At 60.7% G+C, this 19,108-nt stretch carries 13 protein-coding genes; 4 read left to right on the top strand and 9 right to left on the bottom strand.

Annotation, left to right across the window (positions count from 1 at the left end; all coding sequences use genetic code 11):
- Positions 1-8: 8 nt before the first annotated feature.
- From NZ453_RS00800 to NZ453_RS00835, 8 genes are all read right to left on the bottom strand, one after another.
- Positions 9-2,852, bottom strand: a complete 2,844-nt coding sequence (locus NZ453_RS00800) for a sulfide/dihydroorotate dehydrogenase-like FAD/NAD-binding protein (RefSeq protein ID WP_263768365.1) — start codon at positions 2,850-2,852, stop codon at positions 9-11.
- Positions 2,849-7,858, bottom strand: coding sequence for a 2-oxoacid:acceptor oxidoreductase family protein (locus tag NZ453_RS00805; protein WP_263768366.1), 5,010 nt, complete (start codon positions 7,856-7,858; stop codon positions 2,849-2,851). Before NZ453_RS00805 ends, NZ453_RS00800 begins: the two co-directional genes overlap by 4 nt.
- Before the next feature lie 439 nt (positions 7,859-8,297).
- Positions 8,298-9,920 (bottom strand): NAD(P)-binding protein, encoded by a 1,623-nt coding sequence (locus tag NZ453_RS00810; RefSeq protein ID WP_263768367.1) that lies wholly within the window; start codon positions 9,918-9,920, stop codon positions 8,298-8,300.
- Complete coding sequence (locus tag NZ453_RS00815; RefSeq protein ID WP_263768368.1) at positions 9,920-10,933, bottom strand: thiamine pyrophosphate-dependent enzyme; 1,014 nt, start codon at positions 10,931-10,933, stop codon at positions 9,920-9,922. Before NZ453_RS00815 ends, NZ453_RS00810 begins: the two co-directional genes overlap by 1 nt.
- A gap of 10 nt (positions 10,934-10,943) precedes the next feature.
- The gene (gene porA / locus NZ453_RS00820; RefSeq protein ID WP_263768369.1) at positions 10,944-12,197 is read right to left on the bottom strand and encodes a pyruvate ferredoxin oxidoreductase; all 1,254 of its coding nucleotides are present in this window, start codon (positions 12,195-12,197) and stop codon (positions 10,944-10,946) included.
- Positions 12,190-12,783 carry a 2-oxoacid:acceptor oxidoreductase family protein gene (locus tag NZ453_RS00825; protein ID WP_263768370.1) on the bottom strand — a complete coding sequence of 198 codons (594 nt, stop codon included), beginning with the start codon at positions 12,781-12,783 and terminating at the stop codon, positions 12,190-12,192. Before NZ453_RS00825 ends, porA begins: the two co-directional genes overlap by 8 nt.
- A 352-nt stretch (positions 12,784-13,135) precedes the next feature.
- Positions 13,136-14,272, bottom strand: coding sequence for a PilT/PilU family type 4a pilus ATPase (locus tag NZ453_RS00830; RefSeq protein WP_263768372.1), 1,137 nt, complete (start codon positions 14,270-14,272; stop codon positions 13,136-13,138).
- 36 nt (positions 14,273-14,308) lie between these two features.
- Positions 14,309-15,355: a type IV pilus twitching motility protein PilT gene (locus tag NZ453_RS00835; RefSeq protein WP_263768373.1), complete on the bottom strand. Its 1,047-nt coding sequence runs from the start codon at positions 15,353-15,355 to the stop codon at positions 14,309-14,311.
- Positions 15,356-15,422: 67 nt separating this feature from the next.
- Between NZ453_RS00835 and NZ453_RS00840 the strand changes: the two genes are divergently transcribed.
- From NZ453_RS00840 to NZ453_RS00855, 4 genes are read left to right on the top strand one after another with little or no spacing between them, the layout of a single operon-like run.
- A complete protein-coding gene (locus NZ453_RS00840) occupies positions 15,423-16,112 on the top strand; it encodes a YggS family pyridoxal phosphate-dependent enzyme (RefSeq protein ID WP_263768630.1) in 690 nt (229 codons plus the stop codon).
- Positions 16,109-16,921, top strand: a complete 813-nt coding sequence (proC, locus tag NZ453_RS00845; protein ID WP_263768374.1) for a pyrroline-5-carboxylate reductase — start codon at positions 16,109-16,111, stop codon at positions 16,919-16,921. The genes NZ453_RS00840 and proC overlap by 4 nt, the downstream gene beginning before the upstream one ends.
- Position 16,922: 1 nt before the next feature.
- Positions 16,923-17,462 carry a YggT family protein gene (locus tag NZ453_RS00850; protein WP_263768375.1) on the top strand — a complete coding sequence of 180 codons (540 nt, stop codon included), beginning with the start codon at positions 16,923-16,925 and terminating at the stop codon, positions 17,460-17,462.
- A 5-nt stretch (positions 17,463-17,467) separates the two neighbouring features.
- Positions 17,468-17,761 (top strand): DUF167 domain-containing protein, encoded by a 294-nt coding sequence (locus tag NZ453_RS00855; protein WP_263768376.1) that lies wholly within the window; start codon positions 17,468-17,470, stop codon positions 17,759-17,761.
- A 62-nt stretch (positions 17,762-17,823) separates the two neighbouring features.
- Here NZ453_RS00855 and NZ453_RS00860 read toward each other — a convergent pair whose 3' ends face one another.
- Entirely contained in the window at positions 17,824-19,089 is a 1,266-nt protein-coding gene (locus NZ453_RS00860; RefSeq protein WP_263768377.1) for a dihydroorotase, read from the bottom strand.
- Positions 19,090-19,108 lie beyond the last annotated feature (19 nt).

Raw genomic sequence — 19,108 nt, forward strand, 5'->3', positions numbered from 1 at the left:
CTAGACCACTAGGCCAGCCCGTGTTTCACCTTGCTGGCCTGTTCCTGCGGCTTGAACAGATTGAACCGCGGCAGGAACTTGTCCCAATCGATGATGTGGCCATCGATCTCGGGGCCGTCGACGCACGCATGCTTGCGTACCATCTTGCCCTCGATGTTCACCGGCACCATGCATGCGCCGCACATGCCGGTTGCATCGACCATGATCGAGTTCAGGCTGGCGACAGTCTTCACGCCGTACGGACGGGTAAGGTCGCTGATCGCACGCATCATCATCGGCGGTCCGATCGTCACCACTTCGGCAATCGCCCGTCCCTTGCTCTTCTTTCCGTTCTTGAGCATTTCTTCAAGCGGCCCCGAGACGAATCCCTGGATGCCGAAAGTGCCGTCGTTGCTCGTGTAGATGACGTCGAGCTGATCGCCGAATTCGGCCTTCAACTTGCCTACGCGTTCATCCTCGCCGGTCCAGAAGAGCAGGTTCGCACTGCGGAAGCCGGCGATCAAGGTGACATGATTACCGAGGCGCAGATGCTCGCGAGCGATCGGATACACAGGCGGCAAACCGACGCCGCCCGCGGTGAAGACCACCGTCTGCTTCTTCTCGTCATAGTGATGCAGTTCGCTCGGCAGGCCGAGCGGACCGGCAATACCGGTGAACGCGTCGCCGATCTTCATCCGGTTGATCTCGATGCTGGTCGTCCCCATCCCTTGCACGACGAGGCAGATGGTGCCCGCCTTGGCGTCCCAGTCGGCCAGCGTCAGTGGAATCAACTCGCCGTTGGGCCACGCGAGTACGCGGACAAACTGCCCGGCGCGCGCCGCCTTCGCGATCAGCGGTGCATGAACGATGAACTCGACAATGCCGCCGGCCAGATCGATCTTGTCCACGATCGTCTGCGGCGCCGCCCCCAGTCGCGAGTACGACTGTGCTTTCTCGACCATGTCGCGAATGCCGGCGTCCGATATGTCGATATCGCCGACGATTTCGCGGGCCGCCGCCTGCCCGTCGCCCGCCGCGCGGATCGCGGTGGAGCCACCGCGAGCGGCATCCCCGCCCGAATAGATGCCATCGAGCGAGGTCTTCTGTGATCCCTTGCCGAGATCGATCGTGCCCCACTTGGTCGTCTTCAGGCTCGGTTCGGAATCCTTGATGATCGGATTCGGATCATTGCCCAGCGCCATGATCACCAAGTCCGCCTTCATGATCTCCTTCTCGCCGGCGACCACCGGGCTGCGCCGCCCCGAGGCATCGGGCTCGCCAAGCGCCATGACATCGAGCACGGCCGACGTCACGAAGTGCGTCTTGTCGTCGCCGACGAATTCGCACGGCGAACGCAGTACCTTGAGCTGAATGCCTTCCTCCAGCGCATGGTGCAGCTCCTCGACGCGCGCAGGCATTTCGCTTTGCGTGCGCCGATAGACGATCGTCACATTGCCGCCAAGCCGCCGCGCCGTGCGCGCAGCGTCCATCGCCGTGTTTCCTCCACCGATGATGATGACCTGCTTGTCACGCGTTTCCGGTAACGGCGTCTCATAGTCCTCGCGCAGCCCCTGCATCAGGTTCACGCGCGTCAAGAATTCGTTGGCCGACATGACGTTGAGCAGATGCTCGCCCGGAACGTTCATGAACCGCGGCAAACCGGCGCCGGTGCCAACGAAGATGCGCCAGAACCCGGCGTTGCGCAGATCCTGCAAGGTCGCCGTCTTTCCCACGACGAAGTTGGAGACGAACTTGCCGCCAAGCAGCTTGATCTTGCCGACGACGTCGTCAATCAGTTCGTTCGGCAGACGGAACTCGGGGATGCCATAACGCAGCACGCCACCGAGCGCGTGGAAAGCCTCGAACACGGTCACCGGGAAACCGGCGGCGGCCAGCAGATAAGCGTTGATGAGTCCGGCCGGTCCCGAACCGACAATCGCAATCGGCGGTTTCTCGGCCTTCTCCCACGGATCCGGCACGCCGGCAAAACGTTCGGCAACGCCGCCCGGATTGACGACCTTGTCGCGCTGAGGCAAGAACCATTCAAGCTGTCCGATTTCGATCGGCTGCTTGGTATGCGCGCAAACGCCCTGGCACTGCAATTCCTGCGGGCACACGCGCCCGGTCACGTTGGGCAGCGGGTTGCAGCTCTCGATGAGTTCCATCGCCTCGCGGAAGCGGCCATTGCCGAGCATATCGAGCACTTGCGGGATGTGAATTTTCACCGGGCAGCCGCCTTTCGGATCGGTCTTGCCTTCGACCCGCAATCCGAGTTCGCACGGCTTCTCATCACATTGCTTGTCGCGCAGCACCTCGAGCCACACGATGAGGTCGACTTCTCGAGCGCTGTACCCGAGATTCATGTAACCCAGATAACCCTGGTTCACCAGCCCGAAATCGACCGAGCGCTCTTCGGGCGTGCGGATGTACGGCGGGATGAAGCTCTCCGCCGGCCAGTTCTCCGACAGGCCCTTGAACATCGGGTAGCGATCCGAAAGATGTGTATCGAGCGCCTTGATGAACTTGCGCTTGAGGCGCAATGGCACTGCCCACACGAAGCGCATCAGCACCTTGCTCGTGTCGTCGTCGCGCAGCAGGAGTTCCCACATTTTGCGGATGAACTCCGGAGAGAGTTCGTCCTGCTGGAACTCCGCGACCAGGGCACTGGTGCCGTCGGCGATGAACATGTCGCGGAACACCTGCGGCTCGTTGAGGAGGCGGCGACGCAAGAGATCCATCTGCCGGTTGAACGTTTCCACGGCTGCCGTCTGTTCCAGGGCCTCCACCTGAGAGCGCGTGCTTGCCAGCGCGTCGCTGGCCTGCCGATAGCGCTCCAGGTCACCCGGGCTGAAAGGAGTCGTACCGTTGCTCATCGTATGATCTCCGCGTCGCAATTGGCCGACACCCGCTTGATGCGGGCCTTCAGCTCGGGGGTCACGGTCACGCGTTCAAGCGCGCCGGGAATCAACCGACCGACTTCACGGCTCTCGCCGTTGACGACGATCCGCGTTTTCTCGAACAGCTCGGACAAATCCTGGTAGCAGGTCTTGCAGTTCGTACACTTGACCTGATCCGCTGGGTCGTAGGTCACAATCGCTTCGGCCACGGCCACCGTTCCACCTGCTCCGCTCGCGGCGGGTGCCGGTGCTGCGGAAAGCGGCATGATCGGAATCACCGTGCCGTTGCCGACCGGCGCCTTGCTTGATGCAGCGAGTTCGGACATCGCGCGTGCAAAACTGTCGAGCGATGCGTCGCGTTGCTTCACCGAGTCGTTGTATTGCGCCTGCAGGGCCTCCACACTGGCGCGATGCGTGGCGCTCATGTGCGCCACATGCTGACCAGCGAGGAACTGCAACAGCGTCCAGTACTTGCGGCGCTCTTCAACGAGGTCGACGATCGCCGGCGAGACACCGAGCTTGACCAGGCGCTTCTTCGCATCCGTCGAATAGACGAACGGGGTCTTGCCGTCGCGCTCGGCCACCGGAAGATCGATGTACTCGTGAATGACGACGACGTTCGGCGCATCCGCTGGAAGCTTTCGGAACTGCTTCTTGAAGCGGATTTCTCCGACGGCGAAACTGGCCGGCGTGAGCGGCAACTGCATGAGCTGCAGGGTGCCGTCGTCATCGAAGTATTCGAGCGATGTTGTGGTCCAGGTGCTCTCGGGATCGGGATTGCCGTCCAGGCTGAACCACTCATGCAGCGTCTTACCGCGTCGCGGGTCGTGCACGAAGACGGGGTTCATGCGGCTCTCCACGGCGAGACGTGCTTGACGCGCCGAGGCGGCATCGGCAATTCCATGCTCTCCCTGGCACGGCGTATACACGTCGAGCACGGCCGGCGAATCGGTGTAGGTCAGGAACTCCATCGTGTTCTTCAGATAGTGCCCCTGCAATGCCGTGGTCGTCGAACACACGAAGACGTTGGAATGGAATGACGCGATCAGCCCCAGCTCCTTACGCGCCTCGTGCTTGCCGTCGTGTGCTGCGCCATGCCGCGCGAGGTCGGAATCCTGCCCGATGAAGCTCGACGTTGAAGCCTGACCGCCGGTGTTCGAATACACTCCCGTGTTGAGTACGAGAACCTTGAGCGGCGTATTGCTGGCCAGGATGCGCGAGAGTGCGCCGAATCCGATGTCATAGGTCGCTCCATCGCCGCCGATCGTCATCACGGTCGGCAGTAGCGAAAGTTCCTGTTTCGTGAATTGCGGCCACGAAAGATAGCGCAGCTGCGCATCGTGCTTCTCCGGCACGTACGCGTCGTCGAGTTCAAGGCGGGCTTGACGCAGCGCGCGGATGGCGGGAATCGCCTGCGCGGAGATGCCCTCGAACATGCCTTTCGCCAGCGGTTGAGCATCCTGGAACAGGCTATTCACCCACGGATCGTTGTATGCGTTGAACGGGAAAGTGGACGCATACACGCTGCTGCACCCGGTGGAATTGGCGATCACCGCACCTGCCGGTCCGTTGCCCGTCGGGCCGCTCTCATAAAGGTAGAGCCGCTTTTCGAGCACGGCGATCAGCTCGCCGATGCGCTTGCTGCGCTCGGTGTCTTTCTTGCCGAGCGACGCCTGTTTGGCACCAAGCGCCTCGATGAGGTTCTCCAGCTCGATGATGTGATCGCGGCGCCGTTTCTCGGTAATGGCGTGATTTGCAGCCATCACGAGACGGATCGCCGTCACCTCACCGCACCCACGGCAGCCGCCATGACCGCCGGTCGTCGAGTAGTAGTTGCCGCGATCGAGCAGCAGGCGCTTGATTTCCCCGCCCGGTTCCGTGGCGCCATCGAAGAAGCGCGCCGGCGTGTTCGGCGTCTTGCTCATGAATTCGAAGCGATCCTGCAACGTTGCTAGCACATGGGCATCCTGCTCATGCGCGGCAAGCGCGCCCGGCCCGCAAACGTCAACGCATTCGAGGCAACCCGTGCATTTCCACGGGTCGACATTCGCCACAAACAACCCGCCGCTTCCTGGCGCCGCCTTTTCCATGGCGTCGAAGAACGGGCGGGTCTTCGCTACCGGATAGGTGGCGAGGAGGTCGACCAGCTTGGTGAAGTTGCTGAGCAACGTCGCCTGCTTTACAGGCAACTTTGAAGCCGCTTCGGCCACGAGCTCATGGAACGCGCGTGCGTCCTTGCTTTGCCGATAGGCTTCGCGCACGCCCTCGGTGAGCGGATAAACATGGGCACGCATGGCGTCGCGCTGCGCTTCGCTCACATCGAGTTTGGCGATGCCCGCGAGCAACAGCTCGTGAATGTCATGGACATTATTCGGGATGGCGGCGTCAGGGCAAACCAGCGCGCATTCCATGCACCCGGTGCACAGGTCGGGATTGAAGATCGGCACGGTACGCCGGAAGAGGCCTTTGTCCTTGGAACCGCCGGTTCCCGTCGGCATGAACAAACCGCTGCCGGGAAGCACCGGGGCTTCGGCAATCGTTCCCTCTCTGAACGGCGTCGCGATCATGTCGTCGAAATATTGCCGGTCGAACAAGCCGCCGCAGGCCGATGAACCGGCCGGCTGGCACATCGAGGCGGAAAGCGACACATTACGCAACGCGATCGCTGCCGGCTTGGCTTCGATCTTGGCAAAGGCTGGCTGCGTGTAGTCCACACGCCGCGTCGATTCGATGCCCTCGCAGATAACCTCCATATTGCCTTCGACGACGGCGGCCCCTTTGGTACCGAATTTCTTCGTGATCTGCTTGCGCACCTTTTCCAGGATCACCTTGGGCGCCGCGCCCGCGGCAACCTGCTTGACGTGGCCGGCCACGGCGCCGATGAAGGCGATGCCCATCATGCGTGTGGCAAGTTCGGGCGTCGGGGCATGTTTCTTGGCGACGGCAAACGCGTCGATGATGAAGAAGTTGATCTTCTTCTCGCGGATCGTCTTTCTCGCTTGCGGCGGCAGTTCTTCCCACACCTGTTCGGGCGTGGCATTCGATTGCAGGATGAACGTTCCGCCGTCGGCCAACCCGCGCAGCGGGTTCGTATGGCTGAATGCGCGGTGATCGGGCGAGATCACGACCTCGACGTCTTCGAGCTCAGCGTTAGTGATCTTGACCGTCTCGGGACTCAGCGTGATGTAGTAGTTCGTCGGCGCGCCGCTTTTCTCCGAACCGTATTTCGGCGCGGCCTTCGAGTGCATCTCAAGCACGCCGGCCAGAATGTCCGTGAGCAGCTTGCCGGATGCGATCGTTCCGTACCCGCCGACGGAATGGAAGCGGACGCGGAATGCGGAGGGCGGGAGTAGACGCGGATTGGGCTCAGTCTCCAGCCCCATCAATTCGGTTTCCGGGTAGGCCGCCTTGAGCTTCTTCTGCAGTTCACTCATGCGCGGGTTCGGATTCTTCGAAAAGAACTGCGAACCAAGGTAGATCAGCGAGGCACCCTTGCCGCTCTCCATGTTCTTGAAGGCAGCGACCAGGTGACGCGGTTGCAGGTCGTGGCCGCCCAGCCCGAAGATCGCCGTGGTCAGCCGTGGCGCCGACTTGAGCGCCGGGATGCCGGGATGCCGTTCGGCTTCGCCGCGCTTCACGTCGCCGTTTTCACGCGCCTTAAAGAGAGCCTGGGTCACGAAATTGGTCAGCGCGGTTTGATCGGAACGTTCGAGAACGGTAACCGCCTTCTTGCCAGCCAGTGCCGCGACCACTTCCGCCTCGGGGAAGGGTTGCAGGAGCTTGATGGCGACGACACCGACCTTCTTGCCCTTGCTGCGCAGGTAGGTCACAACGGCTTCAACGTCGTCGGTGACCGAGCCGAGGCCGACCATGACCGTCTCTGCGTCGTCGCACATGAACGTATGCACCGGCTCGTACGTACGTCCGCTCAGCTCGGAATACTCCTTCATGGCGCGTCGAACAAGGCCAGGCACCTCGCTCACGAAGTGTGTGCGATGGTCCGCCGAACCCGCCTGGAAGTCTGGCTGGTTCTGCACCGGGCCGGTCAGGCCAGGGTTATTGACGTCGACTTGCGCCGGCACCAGCTGCCGTGTTCCCTTCTCGAAAGCGTTGAGCCACTGCCGGCGCCACTGGCCCTGCAATTCCTCCGGAATCCAACCGAGGGTCTTGGCGATTAATGCGCCCTCATTGTCCTTTTCGACCTTCGCCGCATTGGCATCGAGGAATTTCTTCAGTGCTGCGACATTGGCATCGGAAAGATCGACGGCGTGGCGGTCGATATATTGAGTCAGCTGGAATACGCGACCTTTGGAACCAAACAAAATTTCCTGTGCCAAAGTCGGCGCAGGGATACGTCCTGCGGGGTCACCGAGGTATTCGCGAAGGAGATCCGGTTCGGGCAGGAGCGCCTCGCTCATCATGTGGCTGGTGGCGAAACCGTCCATCGCATTGGCCACGGGGATGAGCGACAGCGCCGAGGTCCGATACGCGATCGCGGCGAGGTCGGCCGCTTCTTGCGGATTGGCGCCGAAGAGAATGGTGTAACCCGACGAAAGCAGCGCATACACGTCGTCGTGGCCGGCCATGACGTTGAGCGAATGCTTCGACACGACGCGCGCGGCGACCTGCAGCACGAACCCGCCCACCTTCTTGCCTACCGTCACATAGTGGGATTCAAGCGCGTACAGGATGCCTTGGCTTGAAGACGCGTTGGAAACGAACTGACCGCCGGTCAGGGTCGCACCAAGCGCTCCACTCTGCGCAGAGTGTTCGCCTTCGGGCTCAAAGAAGAACGGGTGCTTGCCCCAGACATTGACTCCCCCTTCGGACCGGAACGCCTCGTAGAGCTCTGCAATCTCCGTAGACGGAGTGATCGGATACCCGATTACGCCGCCACATACCTGGCTCATGACATGCGCCACAGCGCCATTGCCGTGAATGACGGTGGGAATGCCGGGGTACTTCGCTTTCTTAGCTTTCATGATGACATCCGAAGGTAGGTTGGAAAATCACCCGCACTAAGACCGCTTCGCGGGTTCGCTCAGAACCGATTCGCGGAAGGAAGCGTTGCTTGTGTTGCTCGATTTTTGTCCGGCCGTCGTCAGCTACGCCCGGTCGCTACACGACCGACTCGAAGCCCAAAGGCCGATTATTGGGACGCTTGACCCATCCTCTCCGCACATTATTGTTTTGCTGATCCGGCGCGCTTTCCGTACTTAGTGCCATTACGGAACAACGTAATGCCGTGCCGGAATCATTTTAACCACACTTTTGCGGATAATGAAACGGCTTTTCAAAAAATAAATCAAGTCCCGGGGACAACCCTCGCTGCAGGGAATTGGAGTGAAGGCTTCAGAAATCCGGACAAAAAAAACGGGGCGGATTAACCGCCCCGTTTGGTAATTCAGCGACCTACGACCGTCAGATGTTCTCCGGCTCCATGTTGATTGCTCCACACGGACACTCGGCCACACAAAGGCCGCAGCCCTTGCAGTAGTCATAGTTGAACTCGAAGCGTTTTCCGGGCCCCAGCTTGATCACCGCGTTGTCGGGACATACGCCGTAGCAGTTGTCGCACTCAAAGCAGTTGCCGCACGACAGGCAACGGCGGGCTTCGAACAGCGCGTTCGTTTCATCGAGGCCGCCTTGCACTTCCTCGAAGGTCGACTGGCGGCGGATCACATCGAGCATCGGGCGCACGGTTTTCGGTGCGTCCGAGTAGTACCAGGTGTTGAGGCGTTCGAAGGTCGCCAGTTGATGCTTGGCCGGCGCTTCGTATTTCTCGCCCTTCAACCAGGCGTCGATATGGCGAGCCGCCTTCTTGCCGTGCCCGACCGCAACCGTGATGTTGCGCTCGGTCGGCACCATGTCGCCGCCGGCAAAAATGCCGGCATGGCCGGTCATCATGTTGGCATCGACCTTGACCACACCATCGGTGACTTCGAGTCCCGGGACACCATTGAGCAAGCCAAGGTCCACGTCTTGCCCGAGCGCTAGGACCACCGAGTCGGCTTCCAGCGTTTCGAACTCGCCGGTCGGCTGCGGAAAGCCGTTGGCATCGAGTTCCATCTTCTCGACGGTAATACTCGAATCGCCGGCGTGCTTGATCGTCGACAACCACTTGATCATGACGCCTTCCTGCAGCGCCTCCTCGACCTCGAAGTCATGCGCCGGCATTTTGTCGCGGGTGCGGCGATAGACGATGATCGGTTCGGCGCCCATCCGCTTGGCGGTTCGCGCCACGTCGATCGCGGTATTGCCGCCGCCATAGACGACCACACGGCGGCCGAGCATCGGCTTGTCTTCGTGCTCCATGCTGCGCAGCACCGAAACGGCGTCGACGATCTTCGAGACAGCTCCCGCCGGAATCGTTGCCCGCTTGCCGATATGAGCGCCGACGGCGAGGAAGGCGGCGTCGAACTTCCCGGTCTGCATCGTTTCGAGGATGTTGTCGACCTTGGCATTCAGCTTCACCTCGACACCCAGGTCGATGACCCGTTGCATTTCGGCGTCGAGCACGTCGCGTGGCAGCCGGTACTTCGGTATCCCGAAGCGCATCATGCCGCCGAGCATCGGACCCGCTTCGTACACGGTGACTCGGTGTCCCAGGCGGCGCAGATGGTAAGCCGCCGACATACCCGACGGGCCGGCGCCGACGATCAGGATGTGCTTTCCGGTCTCGGCCGTCGGAACGACCAGCTTCCAGCCACGCTTGATCGCCTCGTCGCCGAGGAAGCGCTCGACGGAATTGATGCCCACGGCTTCGTCGAGCTTGGCCCGGTTACACGCCCCTTCGCAGGTGTGGTAACACACCCGCCCCATGATCGCCGGGAACGGGTTGTCCTTGGTCAGGTGCTGCCACGCCTTTTCGTAGTTGCCCGATTCGGCGTGGAAGAGCCAGCCCTGAATGTCCTCGCCGGCCGGACACTGGTTGTTGCAGGGCGGCAAGCGATCGACGTAGACCGGGCGCTCGGTCCGCCAGGAACCGGTGCGGTTGGCAAGCGACGAGCCGGGATTAAGGGTTATTGCAAACGGCTTGTTCATCAGTTCGCCTCCTTGTCGAGCAGCGCATATCTACGAATGTTCTTATCCGCCAACGCCTGCAGACGGGCGATGGTTTCCACAGCGGGCGTCTTGCCGAACAGGTGGGCGTAACGCTTCTGCGGTCGCAGATATTCCTCGACGGGCAACAGGCGGCGAATCTTCGTCGAATTGGTGATTTCGCCGTACTGCGCTTCGAACACCGGGAACAAGCCGGTTTCCTTCGCCAGGCGCGACAGTTTCATCGTGTCGCGTGAGGCAGCTCCCCAGCCGAGCGGACATGGCACAAGGATATGGATGTAGCGGGCGCCGCGGAAGGTCATCGCCTTCTTCACCTTGTGTTCAAGGTCGCGCAAATCGGCGACCGTTGCCGTGGCGACGTACGGGATTTCGTGCGCCATAGCAATCGCCGGCACGAACTTGCCTTGGCCGAACGGGTTTCCTGGTTCCGGACCCACAGGCATCGTGGTCGCTGTGCGGGCAGCGGGCGGCGTGGCCGAACTGCGCTGGACCCCCGTGTTCATGTAACCGCCATTGTCATAGCAGATGTAGAGCACGTCGTCATTGCGCTCGAACATCCCGGAAAGGCAGCCGAAACCGATATCGGTCGTGCCGCCGTCACCACCCTGCGCCACGACGCGCACGTCGCCGACCAGCCCCTTCTTGCGCTTGACCTTCATCGCCGCGGCGATACCGGTGGCAACCGCCGCCGCGTTACCGAACAGCGAGTGAATCCACGGGATCTGCCACGACGTCTCCGGATACGGTGTCGAGAATACTTCCAGACAACCGGTCGCGTTGGCGGCGATCAGTTGCTTGTTGGTGGCGTGCATCGCCGCATCGATGGCGTAACGCGCGCCGAGTGCTTCCCCGCATCCCTGACACGCACGGTGGCCGGAATTGAGTGAGTTGGTACGCTCCATGTTGGCCTGCACACTGCGCTGATCGGGCTCGAGCAGGCGATTGCCGACAGTAAAGGTGCCGGTCTGGTAAAACTTGACAGGTTGAAAGCTCATGATGTCGTCCTCAACTGTGTTGGGCAACATGGCTGCCCACGTCGCGCAGGATGTTTTCAGCGGCCGGACCGGAGCGGCGCTTCTTGCGCTCCCGTTCCAGCTGCTTGTTCACGATGTCCCAGTCGAGATCGAGGAAGGTGAGTGCGGGCAGATCGTCACGCAGCGCCTTCTCGAACAGTTCATGCAACGACTTCTTGGTGATCGGCCGTCCACCGAGCCCTGCCACCACCGTGTAGTCGAGGATCTTGATGCCGTCCATGGCCGTACGGATGTCGGTGGCCAGGATGCCGCCAATACCGACGGCAAAGGTCTTCTCGACGACCACGACGCGCTTGGCGCCCATGAGCGCAGCACGCACCGCGTCGAGCGGGAACGGGCGGAAAGAAACGATGCCGAGGACACCGATCTTGGCGCCGGCGGCGCGCATGGCGTCGACGGTGTCCTTGATCGTACCGAGCAAGGAGCCCATGGCGACGATCACGGTTTCCGCATCTTCCATGCAGTAGCCGCGCACCAATCCGCCGGAATCGCGCCCGAAACCGGCCTTGAACTCCTTGGCGATCGCGGGGATCAATTCAAGCGCCCGCATCTGCTTCTCGTGTTCGAGGTAGCGCACTTCGGCGAACGCTTCCGGTCCGACCATGGCGCCAATCGAAACCGGCTCAGCCGGGTCGAGTACCTGACGCGGCTCGTATGGCGGCAGGAAAGCGTCTACTTGCGCCTGGGTCGGCATATCGACACGCTCGTAGGCATGCGTGAGGATGAAGCCGTCCATGCAGACCATCACCGGGTGGCTCAACTCTTCGGCAAGCTTGAATGCCTGGATATGCAGGTCGAGCGCTTCCTGGTTGGTCTCGGCAAAGAGCTGGATCCAGCCGCTGTCACGTTGCGAAATTGAATCGGAGTGGTCGTTCCAGATGTTGATCGGCGCACCAATTGCTCGGTTGGCCACCGTCATGACGATCGGCAGTCCCAGACCGGAGGCGTTGTACACAGCCTCGACCATGAACAGCAGTCCCTGCGACGCGGTGGCCGTGTAGGTACGAGCACCGGCCGCTGATGAACCGATCGCCACGCTCATGGCGGCGAACTCGGATTCGACGTTGATGAATTCGCAGTCTTCCAGTTCCCCCGACTTGACCATCTCGCCGACCCCTTCGACGATATGTGTCTGCGGCGAAATCGGATAGGCGCAAATCACCTCGGGGCGGCAAAGTGCGACGGCTTCGGCAACGGCGTGGGAGCCTTCGATTTGCTTAAGCATGAGCGACCTCCTTGCGGGCGTTTTCCACCCACGCCCGGACCATTTCGAAAGCTTCGGTAGCGCCGGCGACGTTGCCTTGCGCGACCTTGCCGGAAAACTTCACCTTGATGGCGTCGCACACCGACTCGAGCTTGATCTTCCCTGACAGCGCGGCAAAGCCGGCGAGCAGCGGAACGTTGGGCATCGGACGGCCGACGTGCTTGAGCCCGAGATCCGTCGCTGCCAACGTGCACAGGCGATCGGCAGGCCAATCGCGGACGTAGTCCGTCAAACCCAATTCTTCAAAGGTGCTCTTGGTATTGATCAGGATGAACCCGTTCTTTTTCAGGCCGGCAAAAACGTCGATCTGATAGAGCAGCGTCGGGTCTTGAACGATCACGGCATCCGGCTCCATGATCGGCTCGCGCAGCCGGATTTCCTTCTCGTCGATACGACAAAACGCAACCACCGGGGCACCTGTACGCTCGGATCCGAAACTCGGAAACGCTTGAGCATGGTGCTCTTCTTCGAAGGCGGCGATCGACAACATCTCCGCCGCCGTTACCACTCCTTGGCCTCCACGGCCATGAATACGTACTTCGAACATATTCTCTCCGCTTCGTGGTTATTGATGGCAACCCGCCGCTCCGCACGGGTGCTGTGCGGGCTGCCGGCTCCCTGGAGAAGAACAGCAGACCTCCCTGGAATCGCCAATTCTAGCAACTATTTTCGCGCATTGCGAAACAATATTTCGCAATGCGAAATAAGAACGACTCTCACGAACAAGAGGTATTGGCCGGGTGGCTTGACCAGACTAGGGAGAGCGTACGACAGCTCCTGTGAGCCATGTCGGTCGGAGAAAGAGGGCGGGGCACTACGCCACCGCAGGGCGACTGCGCCGAGAGGAAGAAAAGACTCCCGCCGAAATGTTTCTTCGGCAGGGCGCAGGAAGGGCAGAGCTACACGACTTCGAGGTGGCCGATGCCCGAGTTGAGGTCGCGGTCCTTCGATTCTTTACCGTGCAGCTTGATCTGCAGGCGCAAGTCGTTAAGGGAATCGGCGTTGCGCAGGGCGTCCTCATAGGTAATGCGCCCGGCCTCGTAATGGTCGAACAAGGCCTGGTCGAAGGTCTGCATGCCCAGTTCGCGCGACTTCTTCATGATTTCCTTGATCTCGTGCACCTCACCCTTGAAGATGAGGTCCGAAATCAGCGGCGAGTTGAGCATGATCTCGATCGCCGCCACACGCCCTTTGCTGTCCTTCTTGGGCAACAGGCGTTGCGAAATGAGCGCGCGCAAGTTGAGCGAGAGGTCCATCAGCAACTGGTGCCGCCGCTCTTCCGGGAAGAAGTTGATGATACGGTCGATCGCCTGGTTGGTACTGTTGGCATGCAGCGTCGCCAGGCACAGGTGTCCGGTTTCCGCAAAGGCGATGGCATGGTCCATTGTTTCCCGATCGCGGATTTCGCCCATCAGGATAACGTCCGGCGCTTGCCGCAATGTGTTCTTCAGCGCCGACTCCCATGAGTCCGTATCGACACCGACTTCGCGCTGCGTGACGATGCAGCCTTTATGCTCGTGAACAAACTCGATCGGATCCTCGACGGTAATGATATGGCCTTGGCTGTTCTGGTTGCGATAGTCGACGAGCGCCGCGAGCGAGGTGGTCTTGCCGGTACCTGTCCCACCGACGAAGATCACTAAGCCGCGCTTGGTCATCGCGATGTCCTTGAGTACCGTCGGCAGCCCCAGTTCGTCGATGGTCGGGATGGACATGTTGATCGTCCGGCAGACAACGGCGACACGCCCCTGCTGCATCAGCGCGTTGACCCGAAAGCGCCCGATACCCGAGGGCGAGATCGCGAAGTTACATTCCTTCGATGCTTCAAACTCCGCCGCCTGGCGATCGTTCATGATCGAACGCGCCAGTTCCGCCGTATGTTGGGAAGTCAGTACCTGATTGGAAACCGGCATCACGCGGCCGTCGACCTTGATCGCCGGAGGGAAGCCGGCGGTGATAAAGAGGTCGGAGCCGTTCTTTTGCGACATCAGGCGCAAAAGATCGTGCATGAACTTGAGAGCCTGATCGCGTTCCATAATTTGCCTCGCTATACCCGCTATGCTGGCGGCGGCTTACGCCCCCGGGAAGTTGTCCTTGTTGGCGGCGCGGGCGCGCGCCTCGGCCGCCGATACGATGTTACGCCGAACGAGTTCGAGCAGGCTCTGATCGAGCGTCTGCATTCCGAGCTGCGCACCGGTCTGGATGGCTGAGTACATCTGCGCCACTTTGTTTTCACGGATCAGATTGCGGATGGCCGGCGTGCCGATCATGATCTCGTGCGCTGCAACGCGGCCGGAACCATCCTTCGTCTTCAATAGCGTCTGCGAAATAACGGCGCGTAGCGATTCCGAAAGCATCGACCTCACCATTTCTTTTTCGGCCGCGGGGAAGACGTCGACGACACGGTCGATCGTTTTCGCCGCGCTCGACGTGTGCAATGTTCCGAAAACCAAGTGACCCGTTTCCGCACCGGTCAATGCGAGCCGGATGGTTTCGAGGTCGCGCATTTCGCCGACGAGGATCACGTCCGGGTCCTCACGCAACGCCGAGCGCAGGGCATTGGCGAACGACAACGTATGCGGGCCGACTTCACGCTGGTTGATCAGACATTTCTTCGACTCATGCACGAACTCGATCGGGTCCTCGACGGTCAAGATGTGGGCGTGCTCGTTTTCGTTGATGTGGTTGATCATCGCCGCCAACGTCGTCGACTTGCCGGAGCCTGTCGGCCCGGTGACGAGCACAATTCCACGCGGATACTCGGAAATATCCTTGAAGATTTTCGGACAACCCAGATCTTCGAGTGACAGGACCTTCGATGGAATCGTCCGGAACACGGCGCCGGCACCGCGGTTTTGAATGAAGGCATTGACGCGGAAGCGGGCAAGATTCGGTATTTCGAACGAAAAGTCGCACTCGAGGGTTTCTTCGTACGTCTTGCGTTGCGCGTCGTTCATGATGTCGTACACCATGGCGTGCACATCGCGGTGTTCCATTGACGGAAGATTGATTCTGCGCACATCGCCGTGAACGCGGATCATCGGCGGCAGACCTGACGAAAGATGCAGGTCAGATGCCTTGTTTTTGACACTAAAGGCCAACAGTTCAGTGATGTCCATTGCGTTCCGTCCTCAGCGGTATTCGGGCTCGGTGCTATACTTTTTGGTCCCAGAGCAACGACTGATTATGACAACAATTTCTGCTAAGCTGCAAGCCGTTCTCTCTCGTATCGAAACGGCCGCGCGCGCGGCGGGGCGCCTCCCCGATGAGGTTGCCTTGCTCGCGGTAAGCAAAACCTGGCCGGCGACACGGATAAGGGAGGCGGCCGCTGCCGGGCAAAGGCGGTTCGGCGAGAACTATGTACAGGAAGGTGTCGGCAAAACGCAGGAACTGAAATTGTTGAACCTGGAATGGCACTTCATCGGGCCCCTCCAGGGAAACAAGACGCGCCCGATCGCGGAAACATTCGACTGGGTTCATTCGATAGACCGTTTGAAGATTGCCGAACGATTATCGGCCCAACGTCCGGCTGAACTTGCACCATTGCAGGTCTGCATCCAGGTCAACGTAAGCGGGGAAGAAACGAAAAGCGGAGTCAGCCTGGCACAGTTGGCAGAACTTGCCCGAGGCGTAGCAAATCTGCCGAGGATCAATTTGCGCGGGTTGATGGCGATCCCCGCGCCGAGCGAAGATGTCGCCGAACAACGTCGCGCTTTCCGCGCCTTACGGGATGCCTACGAAAAATTGCAAAGCGACGGGTACCCGTTGGACACGCTGTCGATGGGAATGAGCGACGACCTTGAAGCGGCGATCGCCGAAGGCGCAACAGTGGTGCGCGTAGGCACTGCAATATTTGGTGAGAGAAGCGGATTATGAAAATCACGTTTATCGGTGGCGGCAACATGGCAAATGCCCTCATTGGCGGCTTGCTCAACCACGGCTTTCCTCCAAGCTCGATTGCCGTGATCGAGATCAGCGAAGAAGGTCGAGCTCGCATGGAAAAGAGCTACGGCGTTCGTTGTTATTCGGAGCCGGAAGCCGAAGCGCTGAACTGCGACGCGATCCTGCTCGCCGTCAAGCCGCAGCAGATGCGCGCCGCTTGCGCGCCGCTGCAGAAATACCTCAAGGAACAGCTTGTAATCAGTATCGCCGCAGGGTTGCGTTTGGCCGACTTATCGCGCTGGCTCGGCGGATATGACCGACTGGTGCGCACCATGCCGAATACGCCGTCGTTGATCGGCGCGGGGGTGACCGGCATGTTTGCCTCGCCCGGTGTTTCGGAGGCAGAGCGGTTGGGAGCCGAGCGAGTACTGCAGGCGGTAGGCAGCACGCTATGGGTTAACGAAGAATCGCAGATCGATGCGGTAACCGCCATTTCAGGTAGCGGGCCGGCTTACGTTTTCCTCTTTATCGAAGCCCTGCAGCAAGCCGCCATCGATCTCGGTTTCACTCAGAAACAAGCACGCCAGCTTTCGATCGAAACGACGCTCGGCGCGGCCCGCTTGGCCGCACAGTCCGACGAAGCGGCCAGCACATTGCGCGAACGCGTGACGTCAAAGGGGGGGACGACGGAAGCCGCCATACGGACGATGATCGAGCGGGGCGTCAAGGAAGGCATCATAGCCGGCGCGTTCGCCGCGAACGCGCGGGGAGGAGAGCTCGGCGAGATGTTGGGCAAGGACTGAAATGCTGATCGAGGCAGGTCTGTTTCTGCTCAACGCCGTCGTCGGCTTCCTGACGTTCGCCCTCCTCCTGCGTTTCTACATGCAGGCGTTTCGCGTCTCGTTTGCGAATCAGGTCGGTGCGTTCGTCGTCCAACTGACCAACTGGCTCGTCAAACCGCTACGCCGGGTGTTGCCCGGCGTTCTCGGCCTGGATTTGGCGAGCCTGCTACCGGCCTATCTTCTTCAGGTAGCGTTGTTGGTCGCTCTCCTCGCCGCCCGAGGCACGATCGTCGTCATACCAGCGCAGCAGATGGCAATGATTGTTCTTTGGGGCGGCGTCATCGCCACCCTGCGCATGAGCATTTATTTGCTGATCGGTGCGCTCATTCTGCAAGCCGTTCTCTCGTGGGTTAATCCTTATTCGCCGCTTGGACAGCCGGTCGCCCAGATCACTCACCCATTTCTCAGGCCTATCCGACGCGTCGTGCCACCGATCGCGAATATCGATCTTTCACCGTTGGTTGCCATTCTGCTCGCGCAGCTGATCCTGATCTTCCTCTAGTGGCGGTGGGTCCGACTTGGCTCCGCCTTGCCAATGGGCGGGCAACACTGACGTTACACGTGCAACCGGGAGCAAAGAAAACCGAAATCGCCGGAATCCACGGCGAATCGCTCAAAATCAGACTGGCGGCCCCCCCGGTTGACGGAAAAGCGAATGCTGCCCTGCTTGCCTTTATAGCCAAACGACTCGGCCTCCCGAAATCCGCCGTAGCGTTGAAAAGCGGCCAAAGTTCTCGACAGAAGGTGGTTGAGGTCGACAATCCCCCTCATGATGCGGCGCAGCGCCTGCTCGCCGGTTAGCTACCCAAAGCCGTTTCGTCCCGGCGACATCACTGCGCAGAATTGCCTTGCTCAGTCGGCAGCTATCCGCCGAGACCGCCTTTACGGTCGAACACGACACGACCTTCAATGAGGGTCATCTGAGCGCGCCCGGTCATCTCTTGGCCTATGAACGGAGAGTTCTTGCCGCAACTGACCAAATTTTTCGCTGCCAATACCCAATTCTCTTCTGGATCAAACAGGCAGATGTCCGCAGGAGAACCGACCCCGAGTGCGCCCCGGTCGACCCCAAGCGCTGAGGCCGCATCGCAAGTCACACGGGCAAGTGCGGCCGCCAGCGGCAGTTGGTCTTCACGCGCCCATTTGAGGACGAGCGGCAGCAGGAGTTCGAGCGCCGTCGCACCAGGCATTGCTGCCGCGAAAGGCAACTGCTTACCGTCCTCGTCAACAGGCGTGTGATCCGAACAGATGATCGCCGTTCCGTCCGCCGCTGCGGCGCGTAGTGCGTCGCGATCATTGACCGACCGCAAGGGTGGATCGAAACGGGCGCCACTGTCGAAGTAGCCAATATCGTGCTCGGAAAGGTGCAAGTGATGGACTGTGACGTCGCAACTCACCTGCAGCCCGCTGGCTTTTGCCTCACGCACGAGCGCGACTCCGGCCGCCGACGAGATCCGTGCCAAATGAAGGCGCACACCCGTCTGCCGCGCGAGTTGCAAGGCCGTCGCGATGGCCACCGTCTCCGCACACACAGGAATCGCCGCGAGACCGAGCCGCGAGGCTACCTCGCCGTCGTGAGCGACACCATCCCGTGCCAGATAATGGTCTTGCGGCTGCAAACGAATCGCGTAACCGAAAGTTGCCGCATACTCCATGGCGCGCAGCAACACCTGCGTGTCGAAGATCGGGTATTGGGCCTGCGAAAAGGCGATACAGCCAGCCGACGTGAGACTGGCCATCTCGGCAAGTTTTTCGCCTGCAAGCTCCTGCGTCAGTGCGCCAATCGGATAGACGCGGGCTAGACCGAGCGCTTCACTGCGCCGCACCAGTCGCTCCACCAGCCCCGGCTCGTCCAGCGGTGGGTTGGTATCGGGGGGGCAAGCCACGGCGGTAACGCCGCCGGCGACAGCCGCGGTGAGCTCGGACTCCAGTCCAGGCAGGCGTGTGGACAGATCAACCAAGCCCGGGCAAGCAATGAGCCCATGGGCATCAATGACGGTGTCTGCCGTAAAACCGCCAGGAACCGGACCAACGCCGACAACTCGCCCCTCAGCAAGGAACAGTGAAACTTTCTCATCCACGCCGTTCTTCGGATCAATAACGTGCGCATTTCGGATCTCGGTCCGCATACGATTGTTTTCCTTTTGC

The sequence above is a fragment of the Propionivibrio soli genome, from assembly GCF_025770765.1.
GTDB lineage: Bacteria > Pseudomonadota > Gammaproteobacteria > Burkholderiales > Rhodocyclaceae > Propionivibrio > Propionivibrio soli.